The 17,315-nt window shown below is 41.1% G+C and carries 14 protein-coding genes; 8 read left to right on the top strand and 6 right to left on the bottom strand.

Features of this window, described 5'->3' with window-relative positions; translation table 11 throughout:
* The first annotated feature begins 7 nt into the window (after positions 1-7).
* Together trpC and IQ259_RS14625 are read left to right on the top strand one after the other, a co-directional pair.
* Complete coding sequence (gene trpC / locus IQ259_RS14630; protein ID WP_193885944.1) at positions 8-898, top strand: indole-3-glycerol phosphate synthase TrpC; 891 nt, start codon at positions 8-10, stop codon at positions 896-898.
* A gap of 210 nt (positions 899-1,108) precedes the next feature.
* Positions 1,109-1,360 (top strand): DUF5340 domain-containing protein, encoded by a 252-nt coding sequence (locus IQ259_RS14625; protein ID WP_193885942.1) that lies wholly within the window; start codon positions 1,109-1,111, stop codon positions 1,358-1,360.
* A 135-nt stretch (positions 1,361-1,495) separates the two neighbouring features.
* Here IQ259_RS14625 and IQ259_RS14620 read toward each other — a convergent pair whose 3' ends face one another.
* Together IQ259_RS14620 and IQ259_RS14615 are read right to left on the bottom strand one after the other, a co-directional pair.
* Positions 1,496-1,759, bottom strand: coding sequence for a hypothetical protein (locus IQ259_RS14620; RefSeq protein ID WP_193885926.1), 264 nt, complete (start codon positions 1,757-1,759; stop codon positions 1,496-1,498).
* Positions 1,760-1,781: 22 nt separating this feature from the next.
* A complete protein-coding gene (locus IQ259_RS14615; protein WP_193885924.1) occupies positions 1,782-2,018 on the bottom strand; it encodes a hypothetical protein in 237 nt (78 codons plus the stop codon).
* Positions 2,019-2,530: 512 nt separating this feature from the next.
* On the opposite strand from IQ259_RS14615, the gene IQ259_RS14610 reads away from it, so the two are divergent.
* The 3 genes from IQ259_RS14610 to rpsU all read left to right on the top strand — a co-directional run bounded on the left by IQ259_RS14610 (position 2,531) and on the right by rpsU (position 3,595).
* The gene (locus IQ259_RS14610) at positions 2,531-2,719 is read left to right on the top strand and encodes a hypothetical protein (RefSeq protein WP_193885922.1); all 189 of its coding nucleotides are present in this window, start codon (positions 2,531-2,533) and stop codon (positions 2,717-2,719) included.
* A 254-nt stretch (positions 2,720-2,973) separates the two neighbouring features.
* A complete protein-coding gene (locus IQ259_RS14605) occupies positions 2,974-3,288 on the top strand; it encodes an RNA-binding protein (RefSeq protein WP_193885920.1) in 315 nt (104 codons plus the stop codon).
* A gap of 118 nt (positions 3,289-3,406) precedes the next feature.
* Positions 3,407-3,595: a 30S ribosomal protein S21 gene (gene rpsU / locus IQ259_RS14600; RefSeq protein ID WP_193885918.1), complete on the top strand. Its 189-nt coding sequence runs from the start codon at positions 3,407-3,409 to the stop codon at positions 3,593-3,595.
* Positions 3,596-3,718: 123 nt separating this feature from the next.
* Here rpsU and shc read toward each other — a convergent pair whose 3' ends face one another.
* Complete coding sequence (gene shc, locus IQ259_RS14595; protein ID WP_193885916.1) at positions 3,719-5,650, bottom strand: squalene--hopene cyclase; 1,932 nt, start codon at positions 5,648-5,650, stop codon at positions 3,719-3,721.
* 180 nt (positions 5,651-5,830) lie between these two features.
* Between shc and IQ259_RS14590 the strand changes: the two genes are divergently transcribed.
* The gene (locus tag IQ259_RS14590) at positions 5,831-7,003 is read left to right on the top strand and encodes a glycosyltransferase (RefSeq protein WP_193885914.1); all 1,173 of its coding nucleotides are present in this window, start codon (positions 5,831-5,833) and stop codon (positions 7,001-7,003) included.
* 247 nt (positions 7,004-7,250) lie between these two features.
* On the opposite strand, the gene IQ259_RS14585 is transcribed toward IQ259_RS14590, so the two are convergent.
* On the bottom strand, positions 7,251-10,418 hold the full coding sequence (locus tag IQ259_RS14585; protein WP_193885912.1) for a TIGR03032 family protein: 3,168 nt from the start codon (positions 10,416-10,418) through the stop codon (positions 7,251-7,253).
* A gap of 438 nt (positions 10,419-10,856) precedes the next feature.
* On the opposite strand from IQ259_RS14585, the gene IQ259_RS14580 reads away from it, so the two are divergent.
* Positions 10,857-12,827, top strand: a complete 1,971-nt coding sequence (locus tag IQ259_RS14580) for an FG-GAP-like repeat-containing protein (RefSeq protein WP_193885910.1) — start codon at positions 10,857-10,859, stop codon at positions 12,825-12,827.
* A 731-nt stretch (positions 12,828-13,558) separates the two neighbouring features.
* Here IQ259_RS14580 and IQ259_RS14575 read toward each other — a convergent pair.
* Positions 13,559-14,992, bottom strand: a complete 1,434-nt coding sequence (locus IQ259_RS14575) for an MFS transporter (protein WP_193885908.1) — start codon at positions 14,990-14,992, stop codon at positions 13,559-13,561.
* A gap of 71 nt (positions 14,993-15,063) precedes the next feature.
* On the opposite strand from IQ259_RS14575, the gene IQ259_RS14570 reads away from it, so the two are divergent.
* Entirely contained in the window at positions 15,064-15,582 is a 519-nt protein-coding gene (locus IQ259_RS14570) for a phosphoribosyltransferase (RefSeq protein WP_193885906.1), read from the top strand.
* A gap of 7 nt (positions 15,583-15,589) precedes the next feature.
* Here IQ259_RS14570 and IQ259_RS14565 read toward each other — a convergent pair whose 3' ends face one another.
* Entirely contained in the window at positions 15,590-17,314 is a 1,725-nt protein-coding gene (locus IQ259_RS14565) for a cation:proton antiporter (protein WP_193885904.1), read from the bottom strand.
* Position 17,315 lies beyond the last annotated feature (1 nt).

Raw genomic sequence — 17,315 nt, 5'->3', positions numbered from 1 at the left:
TACTTCCATGCAAATCCGTCGTCGTTCACCTAGCCAAGCGATCGCTGTATCTATATTGTGTTATCAGGTTGCCATGCCAGATGCAGAACCTAACAATATCTTGGAAGAAATTGTTTGGCAAAAAGAACTTGAAGTTGAGCAAATGCGGGAAAAGCAGCCTTTAGCAGAATTGCAAAAGCAAGCACTCTCCGCACCACCAACTCTAGATTTTGTCGCCGCCCTCAAACAAGGTAAGACAAAACCAGCGTTAATTGCCGAAGTTAAAAAAGCTTCTCCCAGCAAGGGAGTTTTACGCGCAGATTTTGACCCTGTAGCGATCGCTCTATCCTACCAACAAGGTGGTGCGAGTTGTATTTCTGTGTTGACAGATGTCAAATTTTTTCAAGGTAGTTTTGATAACCTAGCTAAGGTACGTGCTGCCGTAGATTTACCTGTGTTATGTAAGGATTTTGTTATCTATCCTTACCAGATGTACTTAGCCAGGATTCAGGGCGCAGATGCAGTTTTATTAATTGCAGCTATCCTCAGCGACCAAGACTTACAGTACTTCATTAAAATTGCTAAAGCCTTAAAGATGGCAGCTTTGATTGAAGTCCACAGCCTAGAGGAACTTGATCGAGTACTGGCTTTAGATGGTGTATTTCTAGTTGGTATTAATAATCGCAATTTGGAAGACTTCACCGTAGATTTGCAAACTACTTGTCAACTATTGGCGGCGAGAGGGAGTCAATTACAAGCACGAAATATTTTAGTTGTCAGCGAATCAGGACTGCATACACCTGATGATTTAAGTGTAGTAGAACAAGCAGGTGCAACCGCTGTGCTGATTGGGGAATCATTAGTCAAACAACCAGATCCAGAACTAGCGATCGCCCAGATATTGCCCAAAAGTTATTAAAAGCAAAGTAATTTTACTCTGCAATTACAGAGTAAAATTACTTTGTACAAACAACAACATAGTATCAACCGTAATTACCCATCTCTTTGCTAAAACTTAATTTCTAACTACACGCAGGTCACAACCAAATGTTTGTTTCTTGTGTAACAATTCATGGCAAGAGATAAACTCTAAAAAAACACAAATTATACATCTGTAATATTAAGCCACATGGAGCAAATTCCTCTACCGTCACCTATTCACTACGAACTATTACTCCAACTTTTAGAAAGACAAACCTTGTTAGCAGTCAATCAAAATCCCGATTTGCGACATCAAGTAAATCAGCTAATTATTACTCTCCGCAAAGCCGCCGTCCAACAAAAACGATTAGAAGAGATTTGCGAAGTTACCTCTGTGACTGTTGATCATCGTTGGTCACTGAACCATCATATTGCAGAGAAACTGGTTGCGCCTGACTAACAACGATGTTTTGCAACTATCATCTCTAGCGATCGCCCTAGCTTCCCAAGAATCTTCATCTTCTGCACATTGGTAATAAACTTGGCGATCGCAACATACTAAATAGCTAAATAGTTTTTTTCAGATACATCACCTCTAAGAGTCTTCAGAAACGTTTTCTTTAATTAAACGGTGAAACAGGCGGCAAGGCCAAATGCACGCTCCACAAAGACTTACAGAGGCAATAGCAAGAAAAACTCGCCACTTCTCTTGAAATGGATGAGCCGATTCTGATGGCTGGGACTGCTTATCTTTGGTTAGTTCCGGCAAAGAATGAGATAGCTGGCCGACTGTACTTAACCCTTCAATTGCCGCTCCAATTAGATAAGCTATAAGGGCAATACTTAGCCAGTGATTCATATTTTATTAGTTAATTCTTATCTTAATGATTATCTTGCCCGAAGGATAATCGTCCTTCAGCAGTGTCTCTAATTAAAGGTAGTTTCGACTTTATGTAAGTATTCAGGCTACTATCTGCCTGTGCATCGATTTCCTGCTTGGCTTTTAGTTGCTGGAAGAGCAATTGTACTAGAGCTACATCATCAAACTGGAGTAACGTGCTGACGTTAGTCGACTCGATTACAGCCCAAAGCTGTTGCATCATTTTGGTGGTGATCATGAGTCTCTAACCTCTTAAGCTTTTCTTTATATTTGCACAGTTTTCTGGTTTGTGGATGATTTCTGCTGAAGAATTAATTAATCAACACAATTACAACCGAAGTAAAGACCAGACTTTTCTCGTTAAGCCTCGAAAAGTCTAAATAATCGGGGTTTTAAGCTGATAACTATTCTCAATGGGTTAAAATTAGTAACAATAAGTAAAGAAAAAATAAGATATTTATGAGCGCGGCCTAAAAAAGAACAACGGGAAAAATTTAGCCCACATGAACTGAGAGTGATTTTGCAGAGAAAATCAGTCTGTACAGAGGTTATAGAGATTAAATAACAGATATTTACACATAGCTTACTTTCTGTATGATGTTATGATTGAACTATAGAGAATTATTTTCAGGCTATGTGATTGACCACATTTAGCACCTCTTTTGAATCTAAATCTCTACACCTCACTTGATTCTGGAGATTCTTATGTCAACACATTACTCATTCGCTTGAGAAGAAAATGGTGAGCTTATGGCAACAGTAAAGTATAAACAAACAGGGAAATATCTCCCACCTAACATATCTATTTTAGGAATATGTTTTGTTCCTGGAGTGACTGAAATTAGTAGCGAACAGCTAACTGAAATACGGCAATTTATCAAGAACGATCGCTTGCTCCAGCACTATTTGAAGCAGAAAATTCTGATTATCCAAGATTGAACAACTGAATCACTTAAACTGACCGCCTTTGAAATTGGATTGGTAGTGCCGTAAGTCAAAAATACCATCAGTATCCTCACTTGCAGATGGAATATAATTTCAAAATAATTGTCTGAGGTTAAGAAAACTAAAAACGAAATGATCCGCTAAGATAGGAAATGAGAATTAAATTCGGTTGCAGCGTTTGTTTTTAGGATGACAGACATTTCTCCCAAATCTAAATCTCTGCACACTTATGGTTTCGGAGATCATCTATGTCATTGTATGTAGGCAACCTCTCTTATGAGGTAACACAAGATAGTTTAACTGCTGTGTTTGCAGAATATGGTTCAGTAAAGCAAGTTAAACTACCTACCGATCGCGAAACAGGGCAATTGCGCGGCTTTGCTTTTGTAGAAATGGGTACAGAAGCTGAAGAAGCTGCTGCGATTGAGGCTTTAGACGGTGCTGAGTGGATGGGACGTGGCTTGAAAGTCAATAAAGCTAGACCCAAAGAAGATAGAGGTTCCTTTGGTGGTGGTAATCGCGGAGGATACGGCGGTGGTGGCGGTGGCGGCAGACGCTATTAAGCTTTAAAACCAAAATTTTACAAGTCGGTCTTTAGGTTCAGATAAGGAGCTTGTCTTTTTTTTGCATTGTCACTGTTTGTTTGTGGCATTAATGTCAGTCAACTGAGTAGGAGATACAATGACCCAAGTAATAGTGGGCGATAATGAACACATCGAGTCTGCCTTACGTCGATTTAAACGAGAAGTTTCCAAAGCGGGAATTTTTCCAGATATGAGGAAGCATCGTCATTTTGAAACGCCGCTAGAAAAGCACAAGCGCAAAGAAGTTGCTAGGCATAGGCAACGTAAGAGAAGTTTCCGCCCCTAATAATAATAAGTAATCTCAATACTTTTGGATAAGCTAGGGAGGCTAGAAAGAAATATAGTCTAGCCATAAAAACCGCAGATGAACAAAGATGCAACCAGATAAGCTATTGGGTGCATCTTTGTTTTATTTTTTTGAAAACTCTTGCTTTAGTTTGATGGCTTGATATCGCCCTAAAGCAATTAAAGGAAAGTACTGCTGATACATGTGATACTTCAGGTAAAAATGGCAGGGGAAGCCAGTACCCGTAAAGTCGGACTCAAACCAAGTACCATCTGATTTTTGAGTTGATACTAAGTAATCAATACCTCGTGCGATCGCTTCTTTAGAGAATTTACCAGTTGCTTCACCTGCATCTATTAGCCCAATGATAGCCCAAGCAGTTTGAGATGCAGTGCTGCGTCCCTGTCCTTTGAGGCTGGGATCGTTGTAAGTGCGGCAAGTTTCGCCCCAACCACCATCTGAATTTTGACATCCTACTAACCAAGCAGCGCCTCGTTCTATATTCTGCTGATACTTTTGCGGATTAATTAAAGCCAAAGCTGAGAGAACGCCGCTAGTTCCATAGATGTAATTTACGCCCCAACGCCCGAACCAACAACCTTCCGGTTCTTGTTCCGCTAAGAGATAACTAAGGGCGCGTTCTAAGTTGCGTGGTTCAATGGATAAGTTACACGCACCCAGCATTTCTATCACCCTGGCGGTGACATCAGCCGTGTTGGGATCAATCATGGCTTTTAAGTCACCGTAGGGTATAGCGTTGAGCCATTCTTGATCATTATCTAAATCAAAAGCCGCCCAACCACCTGCGCGACATTGCATAGATGCAACCCAATTTAAAGCACGGGCGATCGCAGCTTGCTTTAAACTTTCATTAGGAAGTTTGGCAGCATCTAAAGCCATGACAACTACCGCTGTATCATCCACATCGGGATAAAAACGATTGTCAAATTCAAACGCCCAAGCGCCTGGTTTTCCTTGGGGATTTTTTACCGCCCAATCACCATAATCGAGAATTTGTTTTTGCAGTAACCATTCTCCCGCTTTCACAATAGCCGGATGATCGGGTGCAAAACCGGAATCTATCAAAGCCCGAATCACCCAAGCTGTATCCCAAACAGGTGACACGCACGGCTGGACACAGTAGTTATCTTCAGTTTCAATAACAAAATTATCAATTGCTTGCAACCCACGCTCCACAATTGGGTCGGCAGAGTCATAACCTAAACACCGCAAAGCCAGCATAGAATTTAGCATGGCGGGAATAATCCCACCCCAATCACCTGTAACTTCTTGCCGTTCTAAAATCCATTTTTCGGCAGCTTTGATACCTTCTTGGCGGAAAGGAACTAAATTCAGGCTTTCTGCCAATTTAAACCCTTGATCCAAAGTGAGGAATAAATCTGTCCAATCACCTTGGCGCGGTAATTCATACTGGACTTGATCAACCTCTTCAGCGTATAGCTCATCTAGATTAATAGTTGGATCAACCAGAAAAACAGGTTTATTGTCGCAGACAATCAACAGTGGTACAGTGCTAGAACGCGCCCAGCTAGACATTTCATAGATATTTACGGGGAAGGCTGGTGGTAAAAGCATCACCCAAGGCGGTAGAGAGGGAATACCGCGCCAGTCATAACAGCCAATCAGGGCTAAGTGTAATTTGGTAAAAATGCGAGTTTTGCTGATACCGCCCCTTTGGAGAATGAAATCTCGCGCCCGCATCATAGCTGGGTCGGTTGCTGGTACACCGAGTAACCTCAGCGCCATGTATGCTTCTACTGAAGTGCTAAGTTCACCACCATCATCATAAAACAGTTCCCAGCCTCCATGCTGTCGTTGCTGAGAACGCAAGTAGGTTTCAATTTTATGAAATGGCCGAGTTTTATCTGTTCCCCAAATTTTATGCAGCAGGACAACTTCAGCCGTGATGGTGACGTTAGATTCTAACTCCGCCCACCAATAACCTGCGGGATATTGCATCGAAAGCAGATATTCTTGGCTCTTGGCGATCGCATCTGCGACTTTATTGACTTGTACCCTGTCTTGTGTTCGCATCAACTCAAGTATGAAGTATGTAGACACCCTTTGGGTAGCTTCCCGAAGGGTAGTATGAATTATGAAGTATGAAAGAAAGATACCACGAAGTCTGAAGGATGAATAGAAGAGAATACGGATGGTTTTTGTGACTTGTGAAAGGTATACAATACCAAGGTTTGATTATTCATCTCTGAAATCATGGTGGCAATTTTACTGGGGTTGATGGTCTTATCCTTAATCATTTGGTTGGGATTACTGAGTTTTCGCGGGCAGTTTTGGCGATTAGACCAGCAATTAGAGCTAACACATCCTCAGCTAAAATCTTTACCTAGGGTGTGTGCGGTGATTCCTGCTCGTAATGAAGCTGATGTGTTACCTATTAGTCTGCGATCGCTCCTCCTGCAAGATTATGATGGTAATTTCAACGTATTTTTAGTAGACGATCGCAGCACTGATGGAACATCAGGCTGTGCTGAAGGAGTCGCCCACGCTGTAGACAAACCCCAGCAATTGCAGATTATCTCCGGTGAACCATTACCTGCTGGTTGGTCTGGTAAACTTTGGGCAGTTGAACAAGGTATTAAACATGTAGAGACGTTACATGTAACGTCTCTACCGGATTATTTTCTGCTCACCGATGCAGATATTGAACACGATGTCAATAATTTGCGGCGACTCATTACCAAAGCAGAGCAAGAAGATTTAGACTTGGTTTCGGTGATGGTGCGACTACGATGTGAAACCTTTTGGGAAAAATTTTTGATTCCGGCTTTCGTCTTCTTCTTCCAAAAACTCTATCCTTTCCGCTGGGTGAATAATCCTAAAAATACCACTGCGGCAGCTGCTGGCGGCTGCATCCTAATTCGCAGAACAGCTTTAGAACGAATTGGTGGTATTTCAACTATTCGTCAAGCCTTGATAGATGATTGTGCTTTAGCTATTGCTGTTAAATCAACTCAAGGACGTATCTGGTTAGGATTAAGTGACTTAACTCGCAGTTTACGTCCCTACAATTCCCTAGACACGATTTGGGAGACGGTGGCGCGGACTGCTTATACTCAGTTAAATTATTCACCTATATTATTAATGGGAACTGTATTTGCAATGACCTTGATTTACCTGATTCCACCTTTAGGCGTGATTATAGGTGCAGTGTTAGGTAATTGGATAATTGCACTCACAGGTTTATCTACATGGTTGTTGATGACTATCAGTTACTTTCCCATCATCCGCTTTTATAAATGCTCACCCTTGCTTGCTTTTAGTTTACCTGCGATCGCATTTCTCTACACTTTAATGACAATAGACTCAGCTATTCGTCATTGGCAAGGGCGCGGCGGTGCATGGAAAGGACGAGTTTATCCTGGGTAATATAGCAATTTGATTTATAGCAGGTGACAGGGAACAGGGTTAAGAGTCTTTTAGTGCATGAGTTTTATCATTGGCTGATGTCCTAACTGCCTTGGCTACTGCTATATAAGAATTTGTGGTGTTCAGATCCCCGACTTCTCTAAGAAGTCGGGATCTTGGTTCTCATACCAATTTTTGGTGTTGCATAAATGCGAGATGATTTCCTGATCTTTATCTCTCAAAAACCTCTTCTTCTCTACGAAAGCAATTACGCATTAATTGTTATCGCCTTTGCTCGTTGTCCTGATGCGTAAATTTCCCACATAGTATGATAGGCTTGCTCTAAATTGCGGGTATAAAGTGGTGTGTCAAATAATGGATATGTGGTGCGATTTTGGGCTAATTTCTGTTTAATTTGTCGCAATTTTTCAGGATGATTTGCTAAGTTTATCGCTAACCTTTCATACCCTTTTAAACTATTAGTTACCAACTCTGGTAAGCCAATAGCCATCAACATACTAGCAGCTACCCGGGAAGGGAAAGTTTCACCAGGACAGGTAATTACTGGCACTCCAGCCCACAAAGCATCACAAGTACCTGTGTGAGCATTGTAATATAAAGTATCCAAAAATAAGTCTGCTAATTGATGCCTTGCTAAATGTTCGGCTTTGGATTCGTGTTGAGCAAAAATTAAGCGATCGCCATTTATTCCTCGTGCTTGGGCTTCTCGACGCAAATTAGCTGCGTTAATAGGCGATCTTGCAATTAACCACAAAACACTTCCTGGTACATTTGCTAAAATTTTCATCCAAACATCAAAGATTGTTGGTTCAATTTTATAGTGATTATTAAAGCAGCAAAAAACAAAACTTGCGTCTGGTAAATTATACTGCGATCGCTGCACAGGATGAGAAGAAATTACCTGTTGCTTATCGTTAAAGAAATAACTGTGAGGCAATCTCACTATATTTTCGCTAAAACCATCAGCAAATTCCGGTGGTGTAACTATAGAATCACAAATTATATAGTCAATAAAATTTGTGCCAATTGTACCAGGAGTTCCCATTAAATGAACTTGAATTGGTGCAGGATTTAAAGCTAAAACTGGAGTACGAGAACCAGAAGTATGTCCATTTAAATCAATTAATATGTGAATTCGATCATCATAAATTAAATGAGCAGTTTCCTCTATAGATAAACTGGCAACATCTTTAAAGTTTTCGCATTTTTTAGCAATATAATGGCGATATTCGCTATGATCATCTTCTCCAGAAGAGTAAGCAAAAATTTCAAAATTATCGCGGTTATGCTCTCGAAAAATCCCAGTAATTAAATGACTCATTGCATGAGCGCGAAAGTCACTTGATAAATAGCCGATGCGTAATCTACCATCCAAAGAACGGGAATGTTGAAAATTTAAAGTTTGTCGCAACTGTTCGTATTGTTGAGAAATTGCATTGCCATGAGTTTTGGCTAATTGCAATAATAATTTTCTATCCCAAGGTTTGTTTAATGAATTGAATGGATCAAGAGTCGTCTGTTTACCTGTGGCTAATTCTTGAATAGTCTGTTCCCAAATTTTGGTTAAATCATCCTGACGCGATCGCCAATCGCAAGTCATTTCTTTGAGATAAAATAGATGCGTAAAGGCCTCAGCCGAACCTGGCTGCATTTCTAAAATTCGTTCAAATATTCGCTTAGGCTCGTTAACTTCACCTTTACCAAACATAGCTAACATTGTTAGCACTACCCCAAGGCGGTTAAGGGCTTTAATATAATTTGGTTTGTATTGAATTGCCGAACGAAAACAAGCGATCGCACCTTCTAAATTGTTTTGTGCTTCTAATATAACCCCTACATTTACATAAGCATCGGCATACTCTGGATTTATCTGCAAAGCTTCCCGAAACTTTGTCGCCGCTTGGGGTAATTTACCCTGCATTTGCCAAACTAAACCTAAATTATTATGGGCAAAAGCATAGTCAGGTTTACTTTCAATAGCAGATTTAAAACATTTAATTGCCTCAACTAAATCTTTTTCTCCTACCCGTAAAATACCTAAATTATTGTGTGCTTGGGCATGATGAGGGTTAATTTCTATGACTTTTTTATAAGCTAAAATAGCTTCTTCAGTTTTTCCCTGACGTTCCTTAATTATGCCTAATTGATGCCAAGCGTTTGCATAATGAGGATATTGAGAAATGAGTTGTTCATATTGTGCGATCGCTTCTTTAATTTTCCCTTGCTTCTGCAATGCAAATGCTTGTTCGTAGAGATGATCATCTGTCGGATAAATCAACTCTGGTTGCAATGTATCTGGGTAGTAAGGGATAGAATTTATATCTTGATTTTCAGTTAATTTAATTGCTGGTGATGGCACACTTTGTTTAACTAAAGACGAGAGAGGATCTAAAGTAACTAACTGATGAATTTCATCACTGAGAAATCCCATTACTTGGGGACGGCTAACTCCTGATAATATCTGCACATCAAAAATTTCGGTAATTTCGCCTTCTAAACGCAACCAGTGAACCATTACGCCAGTTTTGATGTTAATTACCATCAACCCGCAGTCAGTATCAGCGTTACTATTAACTAGCTGTATATTATGAGAGTTAGTTTTAGATAAACCAACGATCGCATAATCTCCCACAAACGCCAACCCCCGCAACCAACCAGAACAGCCAATCACCCCTTGAAATTTGCCACTATATATATTGATATAGCCAAATTCCCCTGCACCAGCATTCAACAACCACAACTTATCTTGATAAAATCGTGGCGAATGGGGCAAAGATAAACCCTTAGCAATAACTTCATCAGACTGAATATCCATAACACAACCGCCATTTTGCCATGTCTGCTGCCAACCATGCGCCACATCAGATTGACTGTAAGCTGTCACATAACGCGGTTTACTATCCACCATCGCCAAACCAGTCAAGTGACAGCGATTTTCATTCACTAAATTAGAGATAAACTCAGGCTTCCATAAGGGAATGCAACTATAGCGATCGCTTACCGTTGCCACACAGTTTAACAAACTACTGACAAACACAATGCGGCTATTTTCAGTCTCCACTGCTAAATCCCGAACTCCTAAATCCCCGGTATTATAGCCAATGCGTGGTATATAAAGTTTGTCATAGCCATCATAAAGTTGTTCTGCTACTAAAGCATTATCTAACTGCCAAATTTGAGATTTGGTACTTAGGTAAATTCTCTCACGGGTAGCAAACAACGCCGCAGCTTGCTCAAACACCCGCTCAAATCCCGAAATTTGTCCTTGATGGTTTACACCTAACAACATCAACCGCGAACTTTGCTGGCTAGTAATAGCAAGGCTGATCTGTTGAGATTGTAACCAATTAACGAAATCAACAGAAGCAGAAATTTGCAGAGCGATCGGGCGTTTGAGTGCGGGTGTGACAATCATAATTTTAGTTTAGGGAAGGTGGATTTAGATCCTCGACTTCTTGAAGAAGTCGAGGATCTGGATAGCATTTGAGAATTTGATTGATGTAGCAGCGAAGGGAATTCACTAATTCACCGCAGATTTTACCTTCCAGTAGCAGAGAGAAAACATCAGTAAAATCTCTAATATAAAACAATAAACTGAAAATATTTAAGTAAATATACTAGGTAAGGAAAAAGCGTTTATCTCTTGTAAATTTAGGATTATAGGTAATAAAACTTTGACACACTCATAAATTAAGAGTTATCAAAGATACTAGCAACTCAATATCAAGACTAACCAGCAATCTTGTCCACAACAACAGGATAAAAATACCTTTTTATCACTCCCCACCCACTTATCTGAATTTTCACAAGCCTGTAGCTGGTTAGTAAGCAAACATATAAATGGAGACAAATTATGACGACATCAGTAACCTTCGCCTCCGTCATTAACTACAGCATTGGCTTGAATCCTCAGTCAATCATCGCAGCAGACTTCAACAAAGACGGCATCCTAGATTTGGCATACATAGACGATAATGATCAAGACGATAATTATCAGTTGTACGTTCGCTTAGGTAATAGCTCTGGTGGCTTTGGTACTGCCCAATCCTACAATGTAGGTTCTGGGTCTGGTAGTTCTTATTATCCCTATGACGTAGCCGTAGGAGACTTCAACGGCGACGGCTACCTAGATTTAGTAACCGCCAACGGAGATAGCCAAACTGTCTCATTGTTACTGAATAATCAATCTGGTAGCTTTAGCTCTGCCATCACCTTTAACTTCGGAATTTATGCTGAAGTAGTGAAAGTGGGTGACTTTGATGGTGATGGCAATAAAGACATTTCCGTAGCAGACGGTGACGAAGGCGTATCAGTGCGGTTTGGCAACGGCTCCGGTGGCTTCGGCTCTCTAAAAAGCTTCTCCATCGCCGCAGGAAATTCCTATGCAGTTGCATTAGGGGACTTCAACGGTGATGGCATCCTAGATTTAGTCAGTCCCGGTATCGGTGACGATGACGATGATGATGACGACGATGATGACGACAGCGAAGACAGCATCGCAGTCCGATTTGGTAATAGCGTAGGAAGCTTTGGTGATGCCACTTACTACAACGTCGGCAGTGAATCCGCAGCAGTAGCAGTAGGGGACTTCAACGGTGATGGCATCCTAGATATAGTCAGTGTCAGCGAAGAGACTAACAAAGTATCTGTACTGTTAGGCAAAAGTAATGGTAGCTTTGGCAGTGCGTTTAAATTCACTGTCGGGAATGAACCATACTTGGTGAAAGTGGGAGACTTTAACAACGATGGCAAAGATGATATTTCCACAATAAATGATGATAATCTTGCCCTGTCTGTACTGTTAAACAACTCCACTCCCCAGAGTAAATTCACCAACCCCAGTAACGACATCTTCCAATTTGGTGGAACAGAATTTACTAAAATCAGAATCAAAATCACAATTAAAGGACGTATTTCTCAACAATTCAACGAACTCGGCATCTTCAACGTTGATGACAGCGAAGGGAAGATTGATGGTATTGCTCCTGGTGCAGTTGGTTATCAAGAAAAAGCCTTAGCACGCTCCAAAACCATCTTCTCAATTCTGACCAACAACCCCACTGGCTATAACTCCGATGACCTCAGCCGCATCCTAGAATTTCAAGGTGGTACACAACTACGCTTTTACTTGAGAACAAGTACCACCGTCATCTTCTCCAGCACCACCACCCAACAAATCACCTCTCTAAGCACAGGTGGTTTCTCCATCGGTTGGAATGACGGTTCACGCAGCAACTCATTATTTGACGACTTAGTAATTGGTGTTCAAGAAACCGATGAAGATTTACCCATCGGTATCGGTTTACAAGGAAGAACACAAGGAGAAGCTATTGATTTGCGAGCTTTTGGCAGTGATAGCCTTTTTAGTGCCAGCTTTAGCATCTACCGCGAAGCTTCTTTCAACAATTATGTTGGTTTTTATAAAGTTACTGATGAAAATGGTGGCATTGATACCAATGGTGATGGTGTGGCCGACATTCTGGTTGGACAAGAAGGTTATCTGCAAGCTGCGATTAACTCACGGTTGACAGAGATTGGTTTATCTGTGGCTAATCAAGGTAGAGGTAATAGTCAAGGTAATTTTACTGGTGGTGGCATCTATGTACCATTTTTGGTTGTCAATAGTGGCGTTGAGGCTTTGTTAGATAGTAATACTGATAACGACCCAACGGTATTCTTTACGTTCTTGGGTGCTAATTCTGACAATTCTCGTCATGTGCGGGTGTTGGGTGATAATACTTTTGGCTTTGAGGATTTAGTCGGCGGTGGTGATGGTGATTTTAACGATGTTGTTGTCAAGATTAAATTGACTGCTTCTGCTTAGTATTGAGTACCTGGTATAGATATAACAATTCCCAGGTACATGAAATACACCCCACCCGCGCTGTCTCGCACCCTCACGCCATTTGTTACAACGGAGGCAAACCCTCCTTGCTACTTCTCTCCGCAATGCAGTGGCTCCTCTTACTAAGGCTACTGCGTACCCCTGCGGGGAAGCAAGCGTTCGACTGAGCTCACGCCGAAGTCTACGCGTAGCGTCTCGTAGAGAAGAGGAACGACGACGCAATCGCAAAAACCACGAGATAATGCGATTACTTCTCTACGAGACGCTAACGCGAACGTTCCGCTAACGCTGCACTCGTAATGACAGTTTCAAAGGTCTATAACGCCTGAAACCTTTGCAGATAGCATTTGTGTGTACACGGTAGCTTCTTGCAGGGGAGAGGTTTGGAGAGGGGTTTTTAATCTCCGTCGAACTCACGTTAAGTTAAAATATTACAATCTCGTATAGTTCTTCAGGCATAGCTACAGGTAAAACTGTAAAAGGACACATCCGTGCAGAGGATAAGAGTTATACCTGGATACCTGTGGATTATCACTACCTACAAAGGTGGTAAACTATGATCGCAACAATAATCTTTGATAACATCATTTATTTTTGATTTAGAAAGAATTAATGAGTCAGAATTTGGCACAAATTATCTGCGACTGAAACATCAGTCTTTATGAGCTTCAAAATGCTAATCAACAAAGTACTATTTGCTACTAATCAATTTATTTGTTTTCCTGACGCTCTTTCAGTTTTAACAGAATTTCTGCGTGCATTTCACGAGTAATCGGGTAAAAATAAGTCAAAACTAAACCACAAATTAAACAAACAGTGGGTAGTGGCCCAACAGCAAAACGAATAGCTGTGAGTGCTGATTCTGGTTGAATAGGTAGAGTGCTTTGTCCCACAACAGCTTCTTTAAAACCAGCAGCTTGTAAAGCATTTCCTACTAGAAATAACCCAAAAGCTAACCCAAATTTTTGCAACAAAACCATGAATCCATAAAATATACCTTCGCGGCGTTGTCCAGTTTGGAGTTGATCTAATTCAATCACATCGGGAATCATTGACCAAGGAACTAAATAAGCGGTAGACACGCCAACACCAGCCATCATAGCCATAATGTACATCAAAACTAATTGACCAGGTTGCAAGAAAAATAGTCCAGCCGCGGCGATAATCCATAAACTCATTCCGAGAAAATAAACTAATTTTTTGCCAAGTTTTTTACTTAAAGCACTCCAGACAAATAACATAATTAAAGCGGTTCCTTGCACAGCAATCATCACTGTTGGTACGTCTGCTTCTTTTAGTTCCATACAGTTGATGACAAAATAGGGAATGATGCTGGCTGTGATTTGGACACCTAGCCAAGAAAAAAGATATATACCAATCACAAATAGAAAAGGTCGATTGGTAAAAACGATTTTTAACTGTTCAAAAAACGGTAGAGATGGAGGTTCCTCAAGTTGAATGCGTTTGGCTTCAAATGCCAAGATGCGATCGCGCACGCCGTAAATACACCAATACAACGAGACAACCGAAATTACCGTACAAATGGTAGCTAAGACTAAATATTGTTGTTGGCGGTCAGCAATCTGAGAAAAAACGATTTGCGCCAAAATTAACGATACAATGCTGCCACCAATAGAAAAGGTAAAGCGAAAACTATTGAGGCTAGTGCGTTCATCATAATCTTGGGTTAATTCTGGAGTCATGGCCGTGTAAGGCAAATTGACAACGGTGTAGAATACCTGAGATATCAATCCAACCACCACGTAATACCAAAACAAAGCCCAAATATTACTACTGCGATCGCTACTAAACTGCGGTACAATCCACTGCAAGAAAAAGAAAATACCAAAGGGAATTGCACCATATAACATCCAAGGAAGACGACGACCCCAACGCCGAGATTTTGTTTTATCAGTCAACATTCCCACAAATGGATCGTTGACTGCATCCCAGATTTTGCCAATTAACAACACGCTACCAGCTAAACCTGCTGGAATCCCAGCGACATTTGTAAAAAAAACTAGCAAGAAAAATATCGAAATATTGGCAGTAATTGCCGGGCCTAAGTCGCCAGCACCATAAGCTAATTTTGTTTTAAAATCCAGTTTTGGACTCAATGCAGCATCCTGGGCAGAATTGTTCATGATATCTTGCGCTCATACTAAAATAAAGAATTTGCGATCGCCTCTAGTATTACCTCAAAATGACTTTTTTTATGCCAGACCTTTACGTTTCTTGGTCAGAGTATCACTATAAAATTGAACAACTGGCTGTTCAGGTGTATCAATCCGGTTGGGAATTCAACCAAATTGTTTGCCTGGCCAGGGGAGGACTGCGAGTGGGAGATATTATTTCTCGGATCTATCAAAAGCCACTGGCAATTTTAGCTACATCATCTTACAGTGGTGCTGGTAAGCAAGAAAGAGGAAGTTTAACGTTTTCTCATCATTTAACGATGATTACTGAAAACTTAGGTTCTCACATTCTTTTAATTGATGACTTGGTAGATTCTGGCATCACCCTTCAGCAGACTCTTCCTTGGCTCAAAGAAAATTCTGATTTTCCCATAGAAGAAATTCGCACTGCCGTAATTTGGTATAAAGCCTGTTCGGTCATCAAACCCGATTATTATGTGGATTACTTGCCTGATAATCCCTGGATTCATCAACCATTTGAACACTACGAACACACCAATCCCGCAGATTTGGCAGCAAAGTTGAATCAATTATGCTAAAGACAAGCTATGCTCGTTCTGAGCGAATACTCCGGTATTTATCGGTGCGAATATCGGTGATGACTGTGTGGATTTGAGTTGGGGGTTCACCTAAAGTTGCTAGTAAATGAGCGCCTAACTCTAGTGCAGCCTCAAATTCTGCTTGTACTACTTCCTTTGCCCCCATTTGAGTGAGGATGTCAATTTCATGATCGTAGTGCGATCGCGCAATAATATCCAATCCTGGGGCAATGCTTAATGCTCGTTTGAGAAGTAAACGCGAACTGGCAGGATCTGGTAGGGCAATTGCCAAAGCTTTGGCCTTTTCCAAATGAGTTTTATCCAATACTAGTTCCGAATCAGCATCGCCAAAAATGTAAGGAATTCGCTGCATTCTCAACCTTTGAATTGCAGCTTCGCTGTTCTCAATGACTAAAACTGTATACCCCTGATTGTGCAGAATTTTGACAATCACTTGCCCGACTCTACCATAACCAGCCACAACCACATGACCGCTGATTGTTTCTGGCACAGACAAGCTTTTGGGTTCTGCAAATTGCCGCAGTGACTTTGCCAGCAATGGCATCCGCATCAGACGGTTTGCCAAATGTGGGGAGATATTGAGCCACATAGGGGTGAGAACTAGTGTAATTGCCGTTGTGCCTAACAGTAGAAGATAAGTTCTTTCGGGAATGAGCTTTAATTCCAAACCAGCCAAAGCTAAAACAAAAGAAAATTCTCCAATCTGATTAATGCCAAGGCTAGTAATAATAGCGGTTTTGAGAGAGTAGCCAAATTTCAAAATGATTGGCAGAACAATCACTGCTTTACCTAGCATGACTAAAGTTACCAGTCCCAGAATTAAGCCAAAGTTCTGGATTAAAACGCCAGGATCGATCAGCATACCAATCGAGGCAAAGAAAAGACAGGCAAAGGTGTCTCTCAACGGTAGAACTTTTGCGAGTGCGTGATCTGCATAGTCAATTTCCGAAACCATTAACCCGGAGACAAATGCGCCCATTTCGATAGAAAGACCAAGTTTAGCAGTGATAATTGCTACCCCCAAACACAGAGCAATCACAGTTAAAACGAATAGTTCAGTACTTTCTGTTGCTGCCACCCGACTAATTAAACTCGGTACTATCCATCTACCAAATGCGATCGCAGCTGCTAAAAATAACAAAACTTTGAGTAAAGCACTGCCTAATGCCCAACCAATATTTTGCGGCTGATTCAGAGCAGGTAAAATCGCTAACATCAAGCCTAATGCCAAATCCTGGGCAATTAAAATTGCCAGCATAACTTGACCGTGGAGTGTATTCGTTTCACCTCTTTCTGCCAGTGTTTTCAGCACCACCGCCCTAGAAGAAAGAGAAAGCACTGCTCCCACAAAAATTCCCTGGGTAAATCCCTCAGCCCAACCCAGAATAATTGTAAATAATGCCACCACAGATGTAGTTAATCCAATTTGCAGTAGGCTGCCTTTGATAGCAATATCCTTAACTCGTTTCAATTCTGTCAGGGAGAATTCCACACCTAAAGCAAATAATAAAAAAGCTACACCAATCGATGCTAAAGATTGAATTCGCGGCACATCACTTAACAGCTTGAAGCCGTAAGGCCCTACTATTAACCCAGTCGCTAAATAGCCAAGCAGAACAGGTTGTCTCAGTTGGTTGGCTAAATATCCTCCCAATGCTGAGGCTCCTAACACAGTGGTTAGATCAAGAATCAAATTATGTTCTGCTGCCATA

The sequence above is a fragment of the Fortiea sp. LEGE XX443 genome, from assembly GCF_015206815.1.
GTDB lineage: Bacteria > Cyanobacteriota > Cyanobacteriia > Cyanobacteriales > Nostocaceae > Nostoc_B.
The sequence above is the reverse complement of the archived record's forward strand: the minus strand, read 5'-3'. Positions and strand labels throughout refer to the sequence as shown.

Bases quoted from the DNA above. Each gene is read 5' to 3' on its own strand.
- trpC (WP_193885944.1), top strand. From the start codon at position 8: ATGCAAATCCGTCGTCGTTCACCTAGCCAAGCGATCGCTGTATCTATA.
- IQ259_RS14625 (WP_193885942.1), top strand. From the start codon at position 1,109: ATGGAGCAAATTCCTCTACCGTCACCTATTCACTACGAACTATTACTC.
- IQ259_RS14620 (WP_193885926.1), bottom strand. From the start codon at position 1,759: ATGAATCACTGGCTAAGTATTGCCCTTATAGCTTATCTAATTGGAGCG.
- IQ259_RS14615 (WP_193885924.1), bottom strand. From the start codon at position 2,018: ATGATCACCACCAAAATGATGCAACAGCTTTGGGCTGTAATCGAGTCG.
- IQ259_RS14610 (WP_193885922.1), top strand. From the start codon at position 2,531: ATGGCAACAGTAAAGTATAAACAAACAGGGAAATATCTCCCACCTAAC.
- IQ259_RS14605 (WP_193885920.1), top strand. From the start codon at position 2,974: ATGTCATTGTATGTAGGCAACCTCTCTTATGAGGTAACACAAGATAGT.
- rpsU (WP_193885918.1), top strand. From the start codon at position 3,407: ATGACCCAAGTAATAGTGGGCGATAATGAACACATCGAGTCTGCCTTA.
- shc (WP_193885916.1), bottom strand. From the start codon at position 5,650: ATGCGAACACAAGACAGGGTACAAGTCAATAAAGTCGCAGATGCGATC.
- IQ259_RS14590 (WP_193885914.1), top strand. From the start codon at position 5,831: ATGGTGGCAATTTTACTGGGGTTGATGGTCTTATCCTTAATCATTTGG.
- IQ259_RS14585 (WP_193885912.1), bottom strand. From the start codon at position 10,418: ATGATTGTCACACCCGCACTCAAACGCCCGATCGCTCTGCAAATTTCT.
- IQ259_RS14580 (WP_193885910.1), top strand. From the start codon at position 10,857: ATGACGACATCAGTAACCTTCGCCTCCGTCATTAACTACAGCATTGGC.
- IQ259_RS14575 (WP_193885908.1), bottom strand. From the start codon at position 14,992: ATGAACAATTCTGCCCAGGATGCTGCATTGAGTCCAAAACTGGATTTT.
- IQ259_RS14570 (WP_193885906.1), top strand. From the start codon at position 15,064: ATGCCAGACCTTTACGTTTCTTGGTCAGAGTATCACTATAAAATTGAA.
- IQ259_RS14565 (WP_193885904.1), bottom strand. From the start codon at position 17,314: ATGGCAGCAGAACATAATTTGATTCTTGATCTAACCACTGTGTTAGGA.